Here is a 20,377-nt window from a genome sequence, read left to right as displayed (position 1 = left end):
AGTAAATGCCCAAATTCATAACAAAAGTACTAACGCTCATGCTCATTGCTTTTTCGTCAACATATTCGCAAGCGACCACCGACAATGACAGCGAAAAAGATGAACAGACTCCTCTATCTGTCCAAGCAACTGTGCATACAGCAGAATGGGCGGTTGATTGGTGGCTTCCTCGCCACCAACAAAAGTTAGATGAGGTCGCTAGGCGAAATGGCGAGATTGACCTCATATTTTTAGGAGATTCAATCACCCATAATTGGGAGTCAAAGGCGCCTCAATATTGGCAAACATTTTATCAACATCGAAAAGCACTCAACTTAGGCTTTGGCGGAGACAGAACCGAACATGTCTTGTGGCGTTTACGCCATGGTGCCGTTGACGGTCTTGATCCTAAGCTAGTTGTACTGATGATTGGGACAAACAATACGGGTCATAGACAGGACGCCGCCGAAGATACCGCCCTAGGCGTTAAATACATAATCGATGAACTTAAGCAGCGCCTACCAAACAGCAAAATTCTACTGCTTGCGATTTTTCCTCGCGGTGAAAGTTCAGACGACCCTCTGCGTATATTGAACGAGGAAGTTAATCAACTCATTAAAGCCTACAGCGATAACGATTCTGTTTTTTGGCTTAATATTAACCATTTGTTCTTAGATGAAAGCGGCGACCTTTCAACTTCCGTCATGAATGACTTGCTGCATCCAGAAACCCCTCAGTATAAGATATGGGCGCAAGCTATTGAGCCTTATGTTGTTAGGTTTGTTGATGGGCAAACACGTGAGTAATGAAAGAATAATCTAGACATTACACGCACAAAAAAACCAGCCTAAGCTGGTTTTTTATTGAATAACTATTTGCTAAAGCTTAGCCTTTTTCAACTTGGCCAAATTCTAATTCGACCGGCGTAGAGCGTCCGAAAATCAGTACCGATACTTTCAAGCGGCTTTTTTCGTAGTCGACTTCTTCAACAACACCGTTGAAATCAGCAAAGGGCCCATCTGTAACACGAACCACTTCGCCCGGTTCGAACAGTGTTTTTGGCTTAGGCTTATCAACTGACTCTTCTAAACGATTTAATATCGCATCGGCTTCGCGCTGCGTAATTGGCATCGGTCGGTCAGACGTGCCGCCAATAAATCCTAGCACCCGTGGAATACTTTTCACTAAATGCCATGAATCTTCGTTCATTTCCATTTCGACTAAGACATACCCAGGGAAAAATTTGCGCTCTGACTTGCGCTTCTGACCTGCACGCATTTCAACAACTTCTTCGGTTGGTACAAGGATCTCACCGAAGTAATCTTCCATTTCGTGCATCTTGATATATTCTTCTAGCGTCTTCTTAACACGCCCCTCATATTGGGAGAATGCTTGCACCACGTACCATTTTTTGTCTGCCATGGTTTACGCTCCGATTCCTGTGACTAGTCCGATGCCCCATACCAGCACCATATCGATTAAATATAACAATACGCCAACAACAGCAGTGGCAAATAAAATGACTAGCGTCATTCTTACCACTTCTTGACGACTAGGCCATACGACTTTGCGCACTTCAATACGTGCATCTTTAGCGAAGTTTAAAAACGTTTGCCCTTTAAAGGTGGTGGCTGCAATACCCAACGCAATCACCACTACAGCAACGGCAACGAGTGCTCTGTAGAGCACTGACACTTCGTCGTAGCTTTCATAGCCGTATACTAGGCCGCCTAACATAGCGAAAACAACCAGCCACTTTACCGTGTCTAGCGGATTTGATGCATTTTCTACCTTGTCACTCATTCGTGTTACCTTTCCGGCCCATCGCTGACAATGATAGCGATGTTACCAATCAATTTATTTATACCACAGTGGCAGGGGTGGAGGGACTCGAACCCCCAACCATCGGTTTTGGAGACCGCTGTTCTACCAATTCGAACTACACCCCTGTATCTGCGATCACTATTTAATAGTTACACCACCCTTGTGAAGTCTTGAGTCTTGTGGGAATCGTGAGCGTCATAAGGAGGGACGCGTATTATACTTACCCAGTCAAATGATACAAGCGAAAAGCTCGATAAATTCAATTTACTCATACGCATTGCTTATTTTGAAGAGTCAGCGCCATGGCAAACGGAATATCTCTTTTTGGGAGAAGGTAAGACGTGCTCTTTGATGCCTTAAAACATTGGCAAGCTGCGCCAGCATGCGCTAACGTTTGCATTTGTACCTACACCATATTGATGCACCATATTGATGCACCAGATTTATGTTTCGTGTTTATGAAACATATTACTTGAGCTAAATAATCAGCAATGCTAAAGCTCATCACTAAAATCTGCATCAAACTATGTTTCAAGCTAAGTACAAAGCTAAGTACAAACCAAGTGTCAATTAAAGCAGAGCGAAGGAATTTTACATGCAGCCTCATAAACAACAAGCGCTTACCGATTTTATTGAATACCCTGAACAGCAAATGATACAGCGTGCCCAGTCATTTTATGCTGATTTAAAAAGACGTCACAGCATTCGTAAATTTAGCGAGCGCTCGATACCTAAAAGCATTATTGAAGATTGCATCAAAACGGCAGGAACTGCGCCTAGCGGGGCAAATCATCAGCCATGGCATTTTGCCGCGATTGAATCTGCCGATGTAAAGCGGCAAGTAAGGCAACAGGCAGAGGCGCATGAGCAGCGATTTTATGAAGGGTCAGCGTCGAGCGAGTGGCTAAACGCTTTGAAGCCCCTTGGTACAGATGCACAAAAACCCTATTTAGAGTTAGCACCTTGGCTAATTGCCGTTTTTAGCCAAAAAAAAGGGGGCCCTGAACAGGGTCAGAAACAGCAAAATTACTATGTGCATGAGTCGGTCGGCATCGCCACTGGTTTTTTACTGGCAGCCTTACACAATGCAGGATTAGCTACTCTTACTCACACGCCTAAACCAATGAGCTTTTTATCCGAAATCTGTCAGCGCCCTGACGATGAGCGAGCATACATGTTGATCATTACCGGTTTTCCTGCTGACGACGCAACCATTCCCGAACACGCTTTGAAGAAGAAATCACTATCTGATATTGCGAGCTTTCTATAATCGATACAGCACAAAACTAAAAGCCGCTTGCATAAAGCGGGGCGGCGCCAACCGCCTTGCCGTCTTCCATCACCACAATGGCAGGGAAGAACGACGCATAATTGCCGTCTACCGACCTATCAGACACCCAAATCAGATGATTACCGTTTTTTAACTGACCTTTGTACTGGATTTGTAACTGCGAGCCATCGTCATTATAGGTCAGCATTGAACGCTCAAGCCAAAGCTGAAAACCTGCGCTCGATAAACTGACACCTTTTTCAATTAAAGGCCCAAGCGACGTGGGCAATGCCCTTACATCTAAGCCATGAAAAATGGCTCGCAGGCTTTTATCCTTATTTGGGTTTGCAGTCACACCCACAGCAAGAGAGCAAACCAGATATTCAGCAGAAGTGAGTTGGTTACCTAGCGTTTCACTGAGCTGAAAGGCAGCGCGCATCTGCTCATAATCATGACAAGTGCTTACCTGAATGCCGTTTTCCAATACAACGGGACTTAAGCTCTCTTGGTATTCTGGTGAGTTATTGCAAGCGGTTAAAAGCCCAAGCGCGCCTGCAATAAACCATGTACGTAAATCATTAAACATGAGCAGGTTCAATCTTCATGAGTCTGTATCAGTGTAGCATAATCTGCCTCTTGAAGCCGTCGAGCGCTATAATTGTCGCCAAAATCTCTCAGCTCAGAAATGGCTTTCTCCCAATCTTGGGTAATAACCGCTTCAAAAAATCTTGGGCACCTTTTTGCAAGGTTGCCATATTGAAACGCCACTGACGAAATCACGGTTTGCCAGCGCGCAGGCAATACGGCAAAGTCTATTTGACTATGCTCGTTGTATAGCTCAATAACGCGTTTTGTCATTTGATACTTTACTGCCTCATCAATCACTGCTGCTTGGATTTCATTAATGTATAATGGCTGCTTGGCTAAGATCTCAAGCGCTTCCCTACCTTGATACCCTAAATAGGGACTCAACTTCTCTATCAGGGATGCACTCAAACCAAGGGATTTGAGGTCATGCACGTTTCTAGCGCCCAAATCAAAGCCTGTGGCAATTGTGACACCGCTCTTGCTGTTGTTGGCGTCTGGAACGTAGCCATTTAACAGGCCTTTTCCTTCTAATTGACCAATAAAATCAAAGTCTATGTTGATGCGTTGATCTGGAAATATAAAACCCATGGCTTATATCCTTCGCTGATATGGTCGAAAACTCTCTTGCTTTAGGTTTTTGATATGTGTGAGTATGAACGACTGTTCCGTATAAATAAACATCGTTATCGTCAGCTAATATACAAACAATCGCCCATACTTGTGACTTATTGCACATGACTAGAGTAGCAGTCATCTCACATACTGCACTCATCCAGAGCTGAGATGAATTAAACCGGCGGCATCTAAAGGACCTAGGAGGCCAGATGAAACTCAAAATAGCCATACAAACCAATCGATTAGCTAGGTTTGCGTTAGTAATTAGCGCACTGCTTTTCCATCTGCCTACTAGCGCAAATAATGAAAATGCAGCCAGCCTTGAAATGCTCGACAGTCTGTTCAAGCAACAGCAGTACAAAACAGTCATCAAAAATCTAAAGCAGATACCCACCGAAAAACGCACAGTGGAGCATTTCCGTTTTCTCATATACAGCCATGCTGAGCTCGATTTGGACGATGCCGAAAAGGCCGCTGAGCTCGCTGTCAAAACACTTCCCAACGAACCGGACGTATATTTGATGCACGCAAGCATTATGGGCGCTCAAGCCGGCGAGTCGATTTTTAGCGCACTTGGATATGCGCAGCGCGCACTAGAGAGCTTAAATAAGGCTGTGGAACTGGCTCCTAATGATGTGCAATATCGACAAGCACTTGTGAGTTTTCATTTAAATGCGCCAAGCATTGCAGGTGGCGACACAGATGTTGCTTTTGCCCAAATAAAAATGATTGAGACGCTTGATTGGGTGCAAGGAAAAGTCAATTTAGCGTGGTTTTATCGCAGCACCGATAAGCCTGAACAATCCCTCAGCGTGTTGCAGGAAGCAAATCAATCTCTTCCCGACAATATAGATATTTTGTATGCATTGGCCAGTCATTATGTAAGTGAAGACGATAATGCAAAGGCCATTGAATATTACCATCAGGTTGCAGACCTAGCGCTTGTACGCCCCATTGCTGACGAGGCAGAGGTGATGAAGGCGTATGAGGAGGCGCGCTACCGTCAGTTGAATGCGCACTATCAGATAGGACGTCTCGCGCTTAAACAAAACATCGAGCTAGAACAAGGCATTGAACACCTACAAAGATATTTACTCACTGTGCAAAATCCCGAGGCGATTGGCCTATTAGATACCAGCGGCTTGCCGTCAAAAGACTGGGCGAATCTCAGATTAAGTGCGCTTCAGCTAGCTAAGGGTGAGCCAAGCACGGCCAAAACAACATTTTCTAAGGTGGCGCTAGATAAGAACGACGACAATATGCAAAAAATTTATAATGCCCTGAAAAAGACATTAGAAAAAACGAAAACCAAATGATTATTTACACTTGCCCTATTCAAATCTACTATAGCACAACGGTTTGAGTGACAATAAAGGGACTATTATGGCCGCCAACCAACATCATAAACGGATATCTATTGTGCTCGCCAGCGCTGTGCTGGTGGTATTGCTGGTATCCACCTACCTCGTAATATCTGATCTTGCAGGTAAGCAGAGTCAACAGCATCAACAGTCCATTTCGCCTGTTTTCACGCTAATTGAAGAGCAGCTAATCCACCCTCTGCAAATTGCGACTACCTTGGCCGATGTCGGTATTTATGATGAATATTTTTTAAGCGAAACGCCTAATCAACAGGAATTAGTAGAGCAGTTAAAAAGTCTGGAAGAAACTTTCGGTCTGTTGTTTTATCTCGCCCACGATAAGTCAAGAAAGCAATTTAACTCAGATGGCAGTGTGTTTGACTTAGTTGAAGGGAAAGTGATTTGGTATTTTGCGCTCAAAGAGCAAACTGACTCTCGAGTACAAGCCGTTTTGGGCAAAAGAGAAGACGTGCATTTATACATCGACGTGCGTCAATACGGCGAACAAGGCGAATTTATCGGTTTTGTGGGTGTTGGTAAGTCTCTTGCTGATTTTCTTGAATCGTTTGAGGAGTTTCGCGATGACTACGGTCATGAGTTTATCTTTGTAAACAACAACGATGAAATTGTACTGTCTTCAATAAGTGAATTCTCACCGGCAGAAACAAACATTGAAGACGGCATTATCGGCATCAAGAGCACCAGCGATATTCCTTGGTATACGCGTTTTTTAACCAGCATTGAAGATTCGCAAGAGCCCAGCGCTATCGTGAAGACTAAAAAAGGCGACTCATTGGTTTCTAAACTCGATTTACAGAGCTTAAATTGGAGTTTGTACATTATTACTCCCTTAGACCTCAGGCAACAAGAGGTGAATCAGTCGTTTATCCTGTTTATTGTCATTGGCATGGGTCTTAGCTTTCTTGCTTATAAAGTGCTCTTTAGGCTTGTTGACGCGCGATTTACACGTCGCAGCCGCTTGCTCAATCAAGACGCCCTAACGGGACTTTCGAATAAAGAGCATGCGCATGTGTTTTTCAGTCATGAGCGTAAAAAAGAGCGGCAAATTGCAATTATTATTGGCGACATTGACGATTTTGCACACATTAACAATACCTTGGGTAAAGAGGCAGGCGATGAACTGCTGCAATCTGTAGCCTATGCTCTGCTTAAAAAAGTGAGGCAAAATGATTTAGTGGTAAGACTAACAAATGACAAGTTCATGATCATTATGCCAAACACCACTGAGAATGAGGCAAATGAGCAAGCAACAAGCCTATACAGAACGTTTGAATTACTACCGATTACGCTCGGGACAAGCTGCGTAAAAATCACCATTAGCTTTGGCTGCTGTGCTTCAAGAGATTATAACGATAGCTTAGATATCATGATGGAGAGGGCCTATGAGGCCGTGCAGCAAGCTAAACAGGTCGCAAAGCAAAAAGTCTAAAAGGTCTGTTTTAAAGATGATAGGGGCCAGTCGTAAACATATTCAATGACTCTGACCCCTTGGTTTATTCAACGCCGATAAAGCCACCCGTTTGATGCGCCCAAAGTTTGGCGTAGATGCCGCCTTTTGCGATAAGCTCACTATGCGATCCGTCTTCAACGATCTTACCTTGGTCGAGCACGAGTAAACGGTCCATTTGCGCGATGGTCGACAAGCGATGAGCAATGGCAAGCACGGTTTTACTCTCCATAATTTTAATCAAACAGTCTTGAATGGCGGCCTCTACTTCGGAGTCGAGTGCCGATGTTGCCTCATCTAAAATCAGGATCGGTGCGTCTTTAAGCATCACTCGTGCAATAGCGATACGCTGGCGCTGTCCGCCTGACAGTTTCACGCCTCGCTCCCCCACGTGTGCATCGTAACCTGTGCGCCCTTTGGCATCGCTTAACGACATAATAAACTCATGCGCTTCTGCCTGTTTAGCCGCAGCAATCATTTGCGCCTCGCTAGCGTCCATGCGGCCGTATAAAATATTGTCTCGAACCGAACGGTGCATCAATGAGGTGTCTTGAGTAACCATGCTAATTTGTGAGCGCAGGCTTTCTTGAGTGACGTCTGTGATGCTTTGATTATCAATACAAATTTTGCCCGACTGTAAGTCGTAAAAACGCAGCAGTAAATTTACTAAAGTCGATTTACCGGCACCAGAGCGCCCCACTAACCCTACTTTCTGGCCGGCAGGGATATCAATATCAAGTTGCTTAAATACCTCGATAAGCTGATTGCCTTTGCCTGCATACGAAAAATCAACGTTTTTAAAGGCTATGTTGCCACCGTTAACTTGCAACTCATTGGCATCAGCCTTATCGGTTATGCTGGCGGGAACGCCAAGAGTATCGATGCCGTCTTGCACTGTCCCTATATTCTCAAATAAAGACGACACCTCCCACATTATCCACTGCGACATGCCGTTTAAGCGCAGACTCAAACTCACAGCAATAGCGATGTCACCGCCCGATACAATGCCGGTCATCCATAAATACACCGATAGCGCGGCCACACTGAACACCAATAAGGAATTACTAAACCATACACAGGCCTGCAATACTGTGACCAAACGCATTTGCGGATAAACGGTTTGCAAAAACCCGTCCATGCCCTCTCTGGCATAGTTTTCTTCTCGCTTGTGATGGCTAAATAGCTTGACCGTCATAATGTTGGTATAACTATCAACAATTCGGCCGGTCATGATTGAGCGAGCATCGGCTTGTTTTTGTGACACCCTTTTTAAACGCGGCAATATGGCGCGTAAAATCACAATATAAATGACCAACCAGATCAGCAGGGGCATCGCCAAACGCCAATCAGTTGCAAAGACCAACACCACAACCGATATAAAATACACGCTCACATAAACCGCTAGGTTCATGATTTTCATCACAGTCTCGCGCACCGACAGAGCAGTTTGCATAACCTTTGTAGCAACCCTGCCGGCAAATTCATCTTGATAAAACGAAAGACTCTGCCCGAGCAAATACCGATGGGCCATCCAGCGGATACGCATGGGGTAATTACCCATGATGGACTGGTGCGTAATCATGGACTCTAAAATAACCAAGCTGGGCAGCAAGATTAACACCATGGCCGCCATGCCTATGAGTGTCCATTTTTCTTCTTGTAAAAAGGTTTGCGGGTCACGCTCGGCAAACCAATCCACAAACTGCCCCATAAAACCAAATAACGAGACCTCTAGCATAGCCACCAGCGCGCTTAGCACCGACACACTAATAATAATCGGCCACATTCCCTTGGAATAATATTTACAAAAAGCGAGCAGCGTTTTAGGGGGTTGCGTGGGAGGCTCTAAAGGAAATGGCTGGGTCAATTTTTCAAAAAACGAAAACATGTACACTCTTTTTGGTTATAAGCAGATAGCTAGGGGGGATAAAAAAACACGCCGCCAAATTCAGGCAGCGTCTATGCTTACGTGTTGTTAGCAGTATAGCCCAATCGACGCTATAAAAATTTTTGCAGAAACTTAAACGCCCAAAATATACAGATTGCAAACTGAACTAAGAAAAACACGAAACGCAGAATTATAGCAGCGTTACTCACCGAAATTGCATGCACTATCGACTGCCCAACGCGCGCGGCAAGAACAAGTAACGCAAGACCATTGGTAATAGCGCTTGAGTCGGTGGCAAGCGCAAATAACAACAAACCACCTATAAATGGAAAGCACTCTACACAATTGAGATGGGCTCGGGTCAAACGCTGCCCCAAGCCACCAATATCGTTACCATCGGCCTCGAATATAAGAGAATCTCTTTTTTGCTGTTGCTTATAGACGCTCCGGTAAACAGCCAGCGCCAGCAAAAGCACCATGACCCATGAAATATATCCAAGTAAAGCAATAATTGTTGTGTTCATCCTGCCTCCTGTCCTTAGCATTCTTATTAAGTTTTAGAATCATACGCTTTATTTTGCTTGTAAGGCAAAATTTTTTGCAGGACAATCACATTAGAATCTTCTAACACAAAAACAGACAATTGAAAGAAAAATCACTTATCAAAAGCGCTTTAAGAGCAGAATCACTTTTAAAAACATTAGCAAATTCGAATAGGCTAATGATTTTATGTCATCTTATTGAGCAACCCATGACGGTGTCTGAATTAAGTCAGGCAATCGAGCTATCGCAATCTGCCGTGTCGCAACACCTAAAGCGCCTGCGAGATGAACAAGTTGTTTCGTCGCGAGTTGAAGGAAAGCACGCGTGGTACTTTATTGATAGTACAGAGGTGAGCGCTTTGATGTCGGTCATCCATCTTATTTTTTGCCATGAAAACACCCAAACTAAATAGCGAGTAAACCTATGTCATTACAAGATATTTCTCCCCAACAAGCCAAACAGATGTGTGACTCCGGTGGCGCTGTGCTTATTGACGTAAGAGAGCCTGCAGAACATAGCTCAAAGCACATTCCAAATAGTAAACTGCTGCCGCTAGGGCGTATTAGCGCCAGCGACATTGAAGACAGTCAGCAGAACCTAGTAATTTATTGCCAAAAAGGCATGAGAGGTAAAAAAGCCTGCGAAAAGCTCATTAAAGATAACCCGAAGCTTAAAGTGTTTAACATTGTCGGCGGTATTGAAAATTGGGAGCAGTGCGGATTTGACACGCAACGAGGACAAAGCACTGTGATGCCGCTAGACCGTCAGGTGCAGCTTAGCATTGGAGTATTATTACTGCTTTTCAGTGCACTTACTATGGGCGTGTCGTTTAACTTCATTTGGGCGGTAGTTGTCATTGGTTCGGGGCTTGTTGTGGCTGGCAGCACAGGATTTTGTGGCCTTGGTCGAGTCATTGCCATGATGCCATGGAATCAGCGCGCGTAGGGCTTTTGTGCAAGCAAGGTTCTTGAGCGATGCTTTGGGACACAATGCTCGGTAACGAATTAGATTTGCAGGGGGACGCCGTTTGAAAACGTCGAAATCATGGATGATTTCGCCGAGCGCCCATGGATGGGTTCACCGCGTTTTTCAAACGGCGTCCCCCTGCGAATCTATATGATGCCGGCGTCCCAAAGCATCGCGCAAGAACCTTGCTCTCTCTAATTAAAGTTTACGCGCTCTAATACGCTTGCCTTTTACAGTGTCTTCTCTAAACATCATTAGCGCACGTTTTAAGCTGCGCACCTTTACCGCGGCAAATGATTTTTGTGCCGTCACGTGTATTTTTCCGATATCTTTGGCAGGAATTTTTGCTTGCTTAGTGAGAGCGCCTAAAATATCACCCTTGCTCAGTTTTTGCTTTTTGCCGCCGTCTATTTGAATGCCAACAAACGCCGGTTGCTTAATGCGATTTGCGTGAAAACGAAGTGCTTGGGCACCTTTTACGGGAATATCTTCAGGGAGCTGCGAGTTAAATGCGACTAACTTCACCTCATCGCTATCGTCGATTATGGTGATTGCCATACCTTTCTCCCCTGCCCGACCTGTTCTACCTATACGATGAGTGTGAATATCTAAGTCATCGCTAATACGATAGTTAATCACTAAACCTACACTTGCGATATCAAGCCCTCGGGAGGCAACATCGGTGGCAATCATAACGTTAGCGCAATCGGCACTGAACAATGTTATGGCGTTGCTGCGCTCAAATTGTTCCATATCGCCTTGAAGCTGGACTAAGGTAAAGCCATCATCGCTGAGCTTTTGCGATAAGGCTGCGACTTCAAGTTTTGTCTGACAAAACACTATAGCTGAGTCAGGTTGGTATTCGCTTAATATGGCAGCTACCGCATAGTCGCGCTGACCAGCCTGCACTTTATAAGCAAGCTGTTCAATGTTTGCTCGCGTGTGGGCATCGTCTAGGGCAATGACCTCGGCGTTCTTCTGATATCGCTTAGAAAGCTGTTGTATATTGCCGCCAAATGTAGCAGAAAAAAGAAGAGTCTGAACCTCACTCGCTTGCTTGCCCATTGCAGACAAAATCCAGTCCATCTGATCAGAAAAGCCCATATCGAGCATGCGATCGGCTTCGTCGAGCACCAGCGTTTTTACCCCTGATAAATCTAGCTTGCCCTGACTGATAATATCCATTATCCGCCCGGGTGTTCCCACCACCACTGCTGGCGCGTGTCGTAAAGAACTTAATTGAGGCGCAAGTGCTACTCCTCCAAACAAGGCCAAGATTTTAGTGTTTGCCATCCGCCGAGCGAGCAATTGCAATTGATAATTTACCTGCTCGGCCAACTCGCGTGTTGGACACAACACTAAAGCATGCGGGTGTTGTTCAGTGCCGTCTAGCTGAGCAAGTTTGTTTAAAATAGTTAAGCCAAACGCGAGGGTTTTGCCGCTGCCGGTTTTAGCCTCCACCGCAACATCCTTACCCGCGAGTAAATCGGGCAAACAAGCCTGTTGTGTCGCCGTAGGTTCGGTGTATTTAAGCTCCGCTAAAGACGTATTGAGGGCATGATGTAAACCATATTGCTCGAAAGTACTCATTTACGCTGCGCTCGATTCGGTTAATTTCCACGCTAACTGCTCGCCTGCAAAAAAAGGCACAATATCATCGCCCGTGCTCAGCGTAACTATTTCAGGCACTGACCATGTTTCCTTGCTTAGGGTTATCGTACCGGTGTTGCGTGCTAAGCCGTAAAAATCGGGACCATAATGACTCGCAAAACCTTCTAGTTTATCTAAGGCATCTAAGTCATCAAATACTTTGGCATATAGTTCGATGGCGCTCCATGCACTGTAGCAACCTGCGCACCCGCATGCCGATTCTTTTTTGTGTTTTTCATGTGGAGCCGAGTCGGTGCCTAAGAAAAACTTCGGCGAACCACTTTTAACCACCGCTCGCAAGGCCTGCTGGTGCGTATTGCGCTTCAGTACAGGCAAACAGTAATTGTGCGGGCGCACGCCTCCCACTAATAAATCGTTGCGGTTTAGTAGCAAATGCTGAGGCGTAATCGTCGCTGCAACATTATCAGAAGCGGCTAAAACGAAATCTACGGCATCTTTGGTAGTAATGTGCTCAAACACCACTTTAAGCGCCGGGAAGCTCGCTACGATATCGCGCAGGTAGCGCTCAATAAAAGCATGTTCTCGGTCAAAAATATCAATATCGCCGTCGGTCACTTCTCCGTGAATGAGGAGCAACATCCCGACTTCTTGCATTTTTTCAAACACAGGATAAAGAGATTTAATGCCCTTTACCGCCGCATCTGAATTTGTGGTTGCGCCTGCCGGATAGAGCTTACTGGCAACAATGCCGTGCGCTTGCGCCTTTTCAATTTCTTCTGGCGTCGTATCATTGGTCAAATAAAGGGTAACTAAGGGCTCAAAGTTGCTGTTGACAGGCGCTGCATCTAAAATTCGCTGTCTGTAGGCCATGGCCATTTCTGTGGTGGTAACGGGCGGCACCAAATTCGGCATGACTATCGCACGACGAAAGCAGCGAGCGGTCGCCGGTACAGTTTCTTTCAACATATCGCCATCGCGAAAATGCAAATGCCAGTCATCGGGCGTCTGAATGGTAAGGGAGTTTGTCATGGTTTACCGTCTTTCGAGTCATTTGTTCGTATTATGCCTGATTTACTAACAATAGGCATGCTTTAGCGCAAGCTTTACGGCCTCTATAAAAGCATTTATTTACATCGTACTTTGCTTTTCAGATACAAAAGCAAGATTCTGCTATATTCTTTATGGCTATGTTTTATGAATATGCTCCTATTACCAACTTAGTATGCTGTTAACCGCGAGAAGTTAAGCAATACAGTGGCGAGTTTGAGCGCATTTTGGTACGAAATTTATTACGCGTAGCCAAGGTCTTATCAGCATAGTTCGCACGGCAGTAAAAATGTTTCCAGTATGGATACAAACAAATAGTTAGGTAAACACGGATAGATGAATCACGTAATTAGTATTAATAACCTTTTTGAGCACGCCTCTCGTCGCACCAGACTTATGGTGTGGTTTCTAGACCGCATTTTGGGGATCGCCAAAATGAATCGGCTATATCAATTACATAAAATGCAGGGCTTGGAAAAAGAAGTATTTGCTGACCGGCTTATCTCGCTTTTGAAATTAGATATTCAAGGCTTAGACCAACTTAAAGCCAATATCCCCGCCGAAGGACCTGTGGTGATCGCCAGTAACCATCCATTTGGCGGCATCGAAGGGGTTATTCTAGCGCGAGCTATTGGCCAAGTGCGCCCCGATTTAAAAGTGCTGGCAAATAAGGGCTTGGGCATATTTGTTGAGCTAAAAGACTATTTTATTTTTACCAATCCCCTGTCGCAAAACGACCCCAAAAATGGCCCTAGCCTTAGGCACTGTATTTCGCACGTCAAAAATGGCAATGCCTTACTGCTCTTTCCTGCGGGCAAGGTATCGTATTACCAGCGCAATAAGGGGCGTATTTCTGAACATCCTTGGAATAAAATTGTCGGACGCTTGCTCAGTATTGAAAATTGCCAATATGTTCCAGTTTTTGTGAATGGAGAAAACTCCTCAATGTTTTATCGCATTGAAAGGATTTATTTTCGCTTACGTATGCTGTTACTCGGGCGAGAGCTGTTAAACAAAGAGGGAGCCCGCATAAATATTCACACCGGGTTTGCTGTCGCCAACAAGTACATTGCCAGCGACTCCCATGTTAAAAAAGCTAATTTCATGAGAACGCTTAGCTACGCACAAGACGGCACATGGCGCTACAAATGGCCCGCTGATACTGTGCAAGAGCACAAACCACTGGCAAAACCGGTTGATGCCTCTCTCATAAAAACGGAAATTGCCGCCCTACCTAACAATCAACACTTGGCGAGTTTCAAAGGTTTTAAGGTCTATTTTGCCCATCAGCATCAGGCGCCAAACACGGTGACTGAAATTGCGCGTTTGCGAGAACTTGTGTTCAGGCAACACAATGAAGGGAGTGGAGAGCCGATTGATACGGACCGCTTTGACGCCACTTACACACATTTGTTTATTGTTGAGTCTGAAACAACGAGAATTGTGGGGGCCTATAGAATGGGCCTAACGGACAAATTAATAGAACAAGAGGGTTTAAACGGCCTTTATTTGCATAAAATGTTTAATTTTGGCGCTGACTTTGTGAATCGACGCGAACCATGCATGGAAATGGGCCGCTCGTTTCTGATTCCCGAATTTCAAGGTTCGTATCAAGGCTTACTATTGCTGTGGCGCGGAATTGGCGCTTTTGCCTGCCAATTTCCGCAATATCGGACGCTTTACGGAACGGTGTCTATCAGTAAATTATACGACTCACGCAGCGTAAACCTCATTCAGCATTTACTGGTATCTCAAGGCTCGGCAGGCGCGGTTTGTGCTCGCCACACGATGCCCTTTGCGCTACATCCAGAGCTTGAAGAGTACATTGAGCAGAATATTGGGGAAGCTAAAGGTACAGAGCTTGCCACAAACCATCTAAGCGCATTTTTGCAAAGCATAGAGCCCGACGGTAAGGATATTCCGGTACTCGCTAAACAATACCTGAAAATGGGGGCAAAGTTTCATGCATTGGGCATAGACACTAGTTTTAATCATACGCCAGGGCTATTACTCAGCGTAGAATTACCAAAGGCCCCCGACAAACTATTAAAACTATATTTAGGAAAAGATTTTGAGGCGTATAAAAATTATTGCTGAGTGTACGTGAGACTCAAGTGCAAGTATCAATTGAGCTTTGTGTAGGCGGCAATAATCACGATGCGCTGCCCGTTAACTTTGCCTTCAATATGCAGAGGATTGTCAGACAACGCGATGTTTCGCACCGGCGTGCCGCGTTTTGCCGTAAAGTTAGCGCCTTTGACATCTAAATCTTTAATAATCGTAACGCTGTCGCCGGCTTTTAAAACTGCTCCATTCGCATCAAGGGTAGGTTCTTGATTCAGCATTAGACCTTTGTCAGCCCATGCCTTTGTCTCATCGTCTAAATACAGCATATCTAATGCATCTTGCGCCCAGCTCTCACTAGAAAACTGATGCAATAGTCTGTAACTCAATACCTGAACAGCGGGTGTAGTAGACCACATACTTTGGCTCAAACAGGCAAAATGACGACTGTTTAGTTGTATATCGCCTGAAATCTGGCCGCGGCATTCTGCACAAAGCAAAACTGCGCAGTTAGCGGTTAAATCGGGAGAGTGTTCAAGAGGGAATACTTGCAAATCGTTAGCGCTGCTGCAAAGTTCGCATTGACCGTTTGCACGTTTTTCTAGTACTGCCTGCATATAACGTAAACCCTTAAGCGGAGCGATTTAGATGCGTTATGGTTGCCGGGGCGTAACCAAAAAATTCAGGAATGCTTTTGTTTTGCATCGCACAAATAATGCGTATAAGCGCATAGTGATGAATTGCGTGGCTGCTAGCAAACACAAGCTCTCTTTCTACGCTAGATTTGCATGTCGCAGACTTAGTGTGGCTTACATCAATTTCACTGGTAACTAAAACAGATTGCTCACAAAGCGATTCGTCAATTCTAGATAACCACGTGCTTATTTCTTCTAGTGCTTTGACGCCCGCATCGACCGACTGCTCAACGTTATTATGGCGATGACGCACGTTGTAGTTAATATGACCCTGCTCAACACCATTGATAAGTGCAAGAAAGTGGTCAATTACGTGTCTGATGTGCGCACCAACACTGCTAGGGAAATGCGGTTTTATTACTTTTTGATACTCAGTGTTCGATAGCCCGTCGAGCAACACTATGGCTTGGTTTATCACTGCGGTATAACTGTTTGTCATCTATCTTCCTTTAGCCAGCTTCCATATTATAGTGCCGACGGCATTAAAGCATTACACATATGCTTACATAAGTGTAGACCCAAACTATCGCATTTTTATTTCAATTTTAATATTTCAATTTAAAAATTTTGGTTTAAAACGCACTCTAGCCCTGATTCACATAAATGAGCGCTGATGTATCAAACCCAAGTGATGCGGCTTTAGATTCTAGTGATAAAACAATATCTTTGGACAATACGGGCTGTCGTGACAATATCCACAAATAATCGGTATCAGGCCCGCTTACCAATGCATACTCATAGTCTTTTTTGTCGAGCTCAATTATCACGTAGCTCGCATAAAACGGACCAAAAAAAGACACCTTTAAATGGCCAACGTCATCTTCGTTTACAAAGTAGGCTTTCCCCTCGGCTGTTTTCCACTCATTTTTTTTCGGGTTAAACCCGCGATTAATCACTTTTATCCCGCCGTCGTCCTGCTCGCTGTAAGTTGCAGTGACCTGCTCTAAACCTCGCTCAAAAGAATGATCAAGTCGGGCAATTTCGTACCAAGTCCCTAAATACCGTTCCTTCTCAAAACCCGTCACCGGCGTTACGCCCTGAGGTATACCGGTGCACGACGACAGTATCGCGATAAACACACTTATCATTAAAAGTTTATGCATATTTTCCTCGAGCTTTTGTTTTTTGTATGGTTTTAATTATCAGGCTTTGATGCTTTGCTTTTGAATGCACAAATTAGCATATCAGCGCATACGTATTCACTCTACCAAACGTGATATATTTTGTTAGGGTAATGGTGACAAATATTGCCTAATACATCACCATTATCTTAATCGAATTAATTTTAGGACACCTGCATGCAAGCACTTCCCGTTCATGAATACTTTCCAGACGCCAGTCGTCTTATCTTTGGCACCATGAATTTGGGCGGTGGATGGAATCAAAATCCGCTGTGTGCAGACGACATCAAGCAAGCTCACGCTCTGCTCGAAAGCTGCATAGAGCATGGAATTAATACAATAGATTTAGCCGATATCTATACGCATGGCAAGGCCGAACTGGTAATAGGAAAAGTCTTCGCACAAAACAAGGCGCTCAAGCAGCATTTTATTGTGCAGTCAAAAGTGGGGATTCGTTTGCCGCCGAGTGTTTCCTTGCCACATTACGACTTATCTGGCAGATGGGTCACCGAAGCGGTGCATGCGAGCTTAAAACGTTTAGGGCTCGATAGCCTCGACGTGCTGTTTTTACATAGGCCCGACCCCTTAATGAAAGTGGAAGAACTGGCGCAGGTGTTGAACAACTTGCATGCCCAAGACAAGTTTGATTGCTTGGCGGTGTCTAACATGCATGCGGGGCAAATGGCATATATTCAGTCGCATGTACAAATGCCAATTATGTGCAATCAGCTTGAACTGAGTCTCCTACATAGTGATTTTATTGAAGACGGTATGACCACCAATATGCATGACAACGCTCAGTTAGGGTTCCCTCGCGGTACTTTAGAGTTTTGTATGCAACAAAAAGTGCAGTTGCAAGCCTGGGGTGCCCTCGCGCAAGGGCAATTTGATGATCTTGAGGCGCAAGATGCCAATATTCGAAACACCGCAGGGATCATTGCAGCATTGAGCGAACAATACGGCTGCCCCAGCAGTGCAATAGTGTTAGCGTGGCTAATGAAACATCCAGCCCAAATACAACCAGTAGTTGGCACAACAAAGCCTGAGCGTCTTGCTGCTGCCGCACAAGCAAACACTGTTGATTTATCAACAGAGCACTGGTATCAAATATTAGAAGCACGGCGGGGCCGTCACGTTCCATAAATCAGGCGTTCAACTGTTTAAATTGAAACAATTAAAAGGATTAATACATGCAATCATCTCATTTTTCGCCGCGTTTACTATCGCGATTTGTAGCTTGCACCATTGCCCTTGCCACAATAAGCGCCTGCTCAGATACCAAACAAGACGCAACAACTGAAAACTCAGCCCCCGCTGCGTCATATTCTAAACAAACGCTTAGCACACAAGGTAAAGATGAGCTGAGCCTTAGCGCCAGCGAGCAGCTAAAACCCTATTTAGAACGTGATATTACCGATGAAATTTTTTATTTTGTGATGCCCGACCGCTTCCACAATGGCAAAGCTGAAAACGATATGGGCGACCCTAACAATGCAATATCGTACGGCGGTTTGGATAAGACCTCAAAATGGGCCTTTCATGGTGGCGATATGGTGGGGTTGGAAGCTAAGCTCGACTATTTGCAAAACTTAGGCATCACCTCAATTTGGATGACGCCAATACTGCGCAACAAAGCCATTCAAAAAGATGGGTTCGGCCACCACGGCTATTGGGTAGTAGACTTTACCGAAATTGACCCTCATTTTGGCAGTAACGATGAGCTCAAAAGCTTGATTGATGCCGCCCATGCCCGAAACATCAAAGTATTTTTCGACATAATCACTAATCACACCGCTGATGTAATTAAGTTCAAAGAGTGCCACAACGAAGACGGCAAGTTTAAAGAAGACGGTCAAAAAGGCTGTGAGTTTATCAGTAAAGCCGACATGGCTGCCGGCAAGACATATACACCCTTTGTTCCTGAAAAAGAGCAAGGGGTAAAAGTGCCCGAATGGCTAAACGACCCGAAATACTACAACAATCAAGGCGATAGTACGTGGCAGGGTGAAAGTGTTATCACCGGCGACTTCGCGGGGCTAGACGATATCAACACTAGTCTACCGGAGGTCCAAACCAAAATGATTGAGATTTTTGAAAATCTGATCAGCGAGTTTAAACCAGATGGCTTTCGGATAGATACCGTCAAGCACGTAGATATTGAATTTTGGCAGGCTTTTGGCCCAGCTATCACCGAGCATGCGAAATCAATTGGGATCCCTAATTTCCATATTTTCGGAGAAGTTTACGACGGGAACCCTGCGGGGCTAAGCAAATATACGACGGCGGGCAAACTGCCCTCAGTATTAGACTTTGGTTTTTTCTTCAACGTAAAAGACAGCATATTAGAGGGTAAAGATATCGGTAGAATAGGCGCATTGTTTGACAATGACGACTATTACCGCGATGAAGATTCTGGTCCTGAGTTACTGCTTAACTTTTTAGGCAACCATGATGCTGGCCGTGTAGGTCATTTTTTACAGAAAAGCTTTACTCAAGCCGACGATGCTACCTTGCTTAGACGCAGCGAGCTTGCGCATGCCTTGATGTACTTTTCTCGCGGCGTACCTGTGGTGTACTACGGTGACGAGCAAGGCTTTACCGGCGACGGCGGTGATGTAGACGCCAGAGAAAACATGGATCCGTCTTTGGTGGATGTGTATAACGACAATATCTTAATTGGCACCAGTAAAACCACTGCCGACGATAACTTTGATACTGACCATCCGCTGTACCAATCTTTAGCCGAACTTGCGCAAATAAGAGTCGCTAATCGAGTTTTACGCAGCGGTATTCATCAAATGCATATGGCTAATGATGACACAGGTATCTTAGCGTTTTCACGCATTGACCCTAGCACTAGAGAAGAATATTTGGTGATGTTTAATCTCAGTGAAACACCTCGAAACGTTAAAATGTCGGTCGACTCAAGCGCGTTTTCAACGGTGTATCGCCTTGGCAATGTTAACGAGCCAAAAGTTGCACAGGGAGTGCTGAGCGCAGCGATGCCAAGGTTAAGTGCATTGGTGCTCAAGGCCTCAGAGCAAGTGCCAACGAGCAACATCGCGCAAGTGACTATTGGTGATATTTACACCGACAACGAACGCGCCTTTATACCGGTAGAGGTTGCTACTAAAACACCTCACGCAAATACATTATTAAACGTCACTTACTATGGCGTTGATCCTGACGGAAGTGAGCGCATGATTGCGTCGGACAACACTTCCCCCTACCGAGCCGTTGTAATGCCTGAGGTTCTAAGCAGCATCGCGACTATACGCGTTGAGGTGAGCAACTATGATGATGAGTTGGTTAGCGAAACTATGACACTAAATTAAGC

At 44.9% G+C, this 20,377-nt stretch carries 20 protein-coding genes and 1 tRNA gene; 9 read left to right on the top strand and 12 right to left on the bottom strand.

From position 1 onward, the window contains the following. Positions 1-5 precede the first annotated feature (5 nt). The gene (locus ACFO4O_RS14970) at positions 6-785 is read left to right on the top strand and encodes a platelet-activating factor acetylhydrolase IB subunit (RefSeq protein ID WP_382409960.1); all 780 of its coding nucleotides are present in this window, start codon (positions 6-8) and stop codon (positions 783-785) included. A gap of 79 nt (positions 786-864) precedes the next feature. On the opposite strand, the gene nusG is transcribed toward ACFO4O_RS14970, so the two are convergent. The 3 genes from nusG to ACFO4O_RS14955 form a co-directional block, all read right to left on the bottom strand. Beyond that, positions 865-1,401, bottom strand: coding sequence for a transcription termination/antitermination protein NusG (gene nusG, locus ACFO4O_RS14965; protein WP_382409958.1), 537 nt, complete (start codon positions 1,399-1,401; stop codon positions 865-867). Positions 1,402-1,404: 3 nt separating this feature from the next. Beyond that, entirely contained in the window at positions 1,405-1,782 is a 378-nt protein-coding gene (gene secE, locus ACFO4O_RS14960) for a preprotein translocase subunit SecE (RefSeq protein WP_382409957.1), read from the bottom strand. Between the two features lie 69 nt (positions 1,783-1,851). Continuing rightward, positions 1,852-1,928 (bottom strand) — tRNA-Trp (locus tag ACFO4O_RS14955). Positions 1,929-2,398: 470 nt separating this feature from the next. On the opposite strand from ACFO4O_RS14955, the gene ACFO4O_RS14950 reads away from it, so the two are divergent. Beyond that, positions 2,399-3,073, top strand: a complete 675-nt coding sequence (locus ACFO4O_RS14950) for a nitroreductase family protein (protein ID WP_382409955.1) — start codon at positions 2,399-2,401, stop codon at positions 3,071-3,073. Positions 3,074-3,089: 16 nt separating this feature from the next. Here ACFO4O_RS14950 and ACFO4O_RS14945 read toward each other — a convergent pair whose 3' ends face one another. Further along, positions 3,090-3,659, bottom strand: a complete 570-nt coding sequence (locus tag ACFO4O_RS14945) for a hypothetical protein (protein ID WP_382409953.1) — start codon at positions 3,657-3,659, stop codon at positions 3,090-3,092. 8 nt (positions 3,660-3,667) lie between these two features. Continuing rightward, positions 3,668-4,249, bottom strand: a complete 582-nt coding sequence (locus ACFO4O_RS14940) for a pesticin C-terminus-like muramidase (RefSeq protein WP_382409951.1) — start codon at positions 4,247-4,249, stop codon at positions 3,668-3,670. Between the two features lie 236 nt (positions 4,250-4,485). On the opposite strand from ACFO4O_RS14940, the gene ACFO4O_RS14935 reads away from it, so the two are divergent. Further along, positions 4,486-5,592 carry a tetratricopeptide repeat protein gene (locus ACFO4O_RS14935; protein WP_382409949.1) on the top strand — a complete coding sequence of 369 codons (1,107 nt, stop codon included), beginning with the start codon at positions 4,486-4,488 and terminating at the stop codon, positions 5,590-5,592. Positions 5,593-5,659: 67 nt separating this feature from the next. After that, the gene (locus ACFO4O_RS14930; RefSeq protein WP_382409947.1) at positions 5,660-7,087 is read left to right on the top strand and encodes a GGDEF domain-containing protein; all 1,428 of its coding nucleotides are present in this window, start codon (positions 5,660-5,662) and stop codon (positions 7,085-7,087) included. 64 nt (positions 7,088-7,151) lie between these two features. On the opposite strand, the gene ACFO4O_RS14925 is transcribed toward ACFO4O_RS14930, so the two are convergent. Further along, positions 7,152-8,993: an ABC transporter ATP-binding protein gene (locus ACFO4O_RS14925; RefSeq protein ID WP_382409945.1), complete on the bottom strand. Its 1,842-nt coding sequence runs from the start codon at positions 8,991-8,993 to the stop codon at positions 7,152-7,154. 110 nt (positions 8,994-9,103) lie between these two features. Continuing rightward, entirely contained in the window at positions 9,104-9,517 is a 414-nt protein-coding gene (locus ACFO4O_RS14920) for an MAPEG family protein (protein WP_382409943.1), read from the bottom strand. A 119-nt stretch (positions 9,518-9,636) separates the two neighbouring features. Between ACFO4O_RS14920 and ACFO4O_RS14915 the strand changes: the two genes are divergently transcribed. After that, a complete protein-coding gene (locus ACFO4O_RS14915) occupies positions 9,637-9,948 on the top strand; it encodes an ArsR/SmtB family transcription factor (RefSeq protein WP_382409941.1) in 312 nt (103 codons plus the stop codon). 11 nt (positions 9,949-9,959) lie between these two features. Then, the gene (locus ACFO4O_RS14910) at positions 9,960-10,481 is read left to right on the top strand and encodes a rhodanese-like domain-containing protein (protein ID WP_382409939.1); all 522 of its coding nucleotides are present in this window, start codon (positions 9,960-9,962) and stop codon (positions 10,479-10,481) included. Between the two features lie 219 nt (positions 10,482-10,700). Here ACFO4O_RS14910 and ACFO4O_RS14905 read toward each other — a convergent pair whose 3' ends face one another. Both ACFO4O_RS14905 and pyrC read right to left on the bottom strand, forming a co-directional pair. Next, positions 10,701-12,092 (bottom strand): DEAD/DEAH box helicase, encoded by a 1,392-nt coding sequence (locus ACFO4O_RS14905; RefSeq protein ID WP_382409937.1) that lies wholly within the window; start codon positions 12,090-12,092, stop codon positions 10,701-10,703. Then, a complete protein-coding gene (pyrC, locus tag ACFO4O_RS14900; protein WP_382409935.1) occupies positions 12,093-13,142 on the bottom strand; it encodes a dihydroorotase in 1,050 nt (349 codons plus the stop codon). A 354-nt stretch (positions 13,143-13,496) separates the two neighbouring features. Between pyrC and ACFO4O_RS14895 the strand changes: the two genes are divergently transcribed. Continuing rightward, on the top strand, positions 13,497-15,257 hold the full coding sequence (locus ACFO4O_RS14895; protein WP_382409933.1) for a lysophospholipid acyltransferase family protein: 1,761 nt from the start codon (positions 13,497-13,499) through the stop codon (positions 15,255-15,257). Positions 15,258-15,283: 26 nt separating this feature from the next. On the opposite strand, the gene ACFO4O_RS14890 is transcribed toward ACFO4O_RS14895, so the two are convergent. From ACFO4O_RS14890 to ACFO4O_RS14880, 3 genes are all read right to left on the bottom strand, one after another. Continuing rightward, positions 15,284-15,841, bottom strand: a complete 558-nt coding sequence (locus tag ACFO4O_RS14890) for a PhnA domain-containing protein (protein WP_382409931.1) — start codon at positions 15,839-15,841, stop codon at positions 15,284-15,286. A gap of 13 nt (positions 15,842-15,854) precedes the next feature. Beyond that, on the bottom strand, positions 15,855-16,358 hold the full coding sequence (locus ACFO4O_RS14885; RefSeq protein WP_382409929.1) for a DinB family protein: 504 nt from the start codon (positions 16,356-16,358) through the stop codon (positions 15,855-15,857). Between the two features lie 145 nt (positions 16,359-16,503). Next, entirely contained in the window at positions 16,504-17,022 is a 519-nt protein-coding gene (locus ACFO4O_RS14880) for a lipocalin family protein (RefSeq protein WP_382409927.1), read from the bottom strand. 195 nt (positions 17,023-17,217) lie between these two features. Between ACFO4O_RS14880 and ACFO4O_RS14875 the strand changes: the two genes are divergently transcribed. Together ACFO4O_RS14875 and ACFO4O_RS14870 are read left to right on the top strand one after the other, a co-directional pair. Continuing rightward, the gene (locus tag ACFO4O_RS14875; RefSeq protein ID WP_382409925.1) at positions 17,218-18,183 is read left to right on the top strand and encodes an aldo/keto reductase; all 966 of its coding nucleotides are present in this window, start codon (positions 17,218-17,220) and stop codon (positions 18,181-18,183) included. Between the two features lie 47 nt (positions 18,184-18,230). Beyond that, a complete protein-coding gene (locus ACFO4O_RS14870) occupies positions 18,231-20,375 on the top strand; it encodes an alpha-amylase family glycosyl hydrolase (protein ID WP_382409923.1) in 2,145 nt (714 codons plus the stop codon). The last annotated feature ends 2 nt before the right edge of the window (positions 20,376-20,377 follow it).

The organism is Glaciecola siphonariae, from assembly GCF_042652645.1.
Taxonomy (GTDB): domain Bacteria; phylum Pseudomonadota; class Gammaproteobacteria; order Enterobacterales; family Alteromonadaceae; genus Glaciecola; species Glaciecola siphonariae.
Note: the sequence above shows the minus strand (reverse complement) of the source record. Positions and strands in the feature narration are given on the sequence as shown.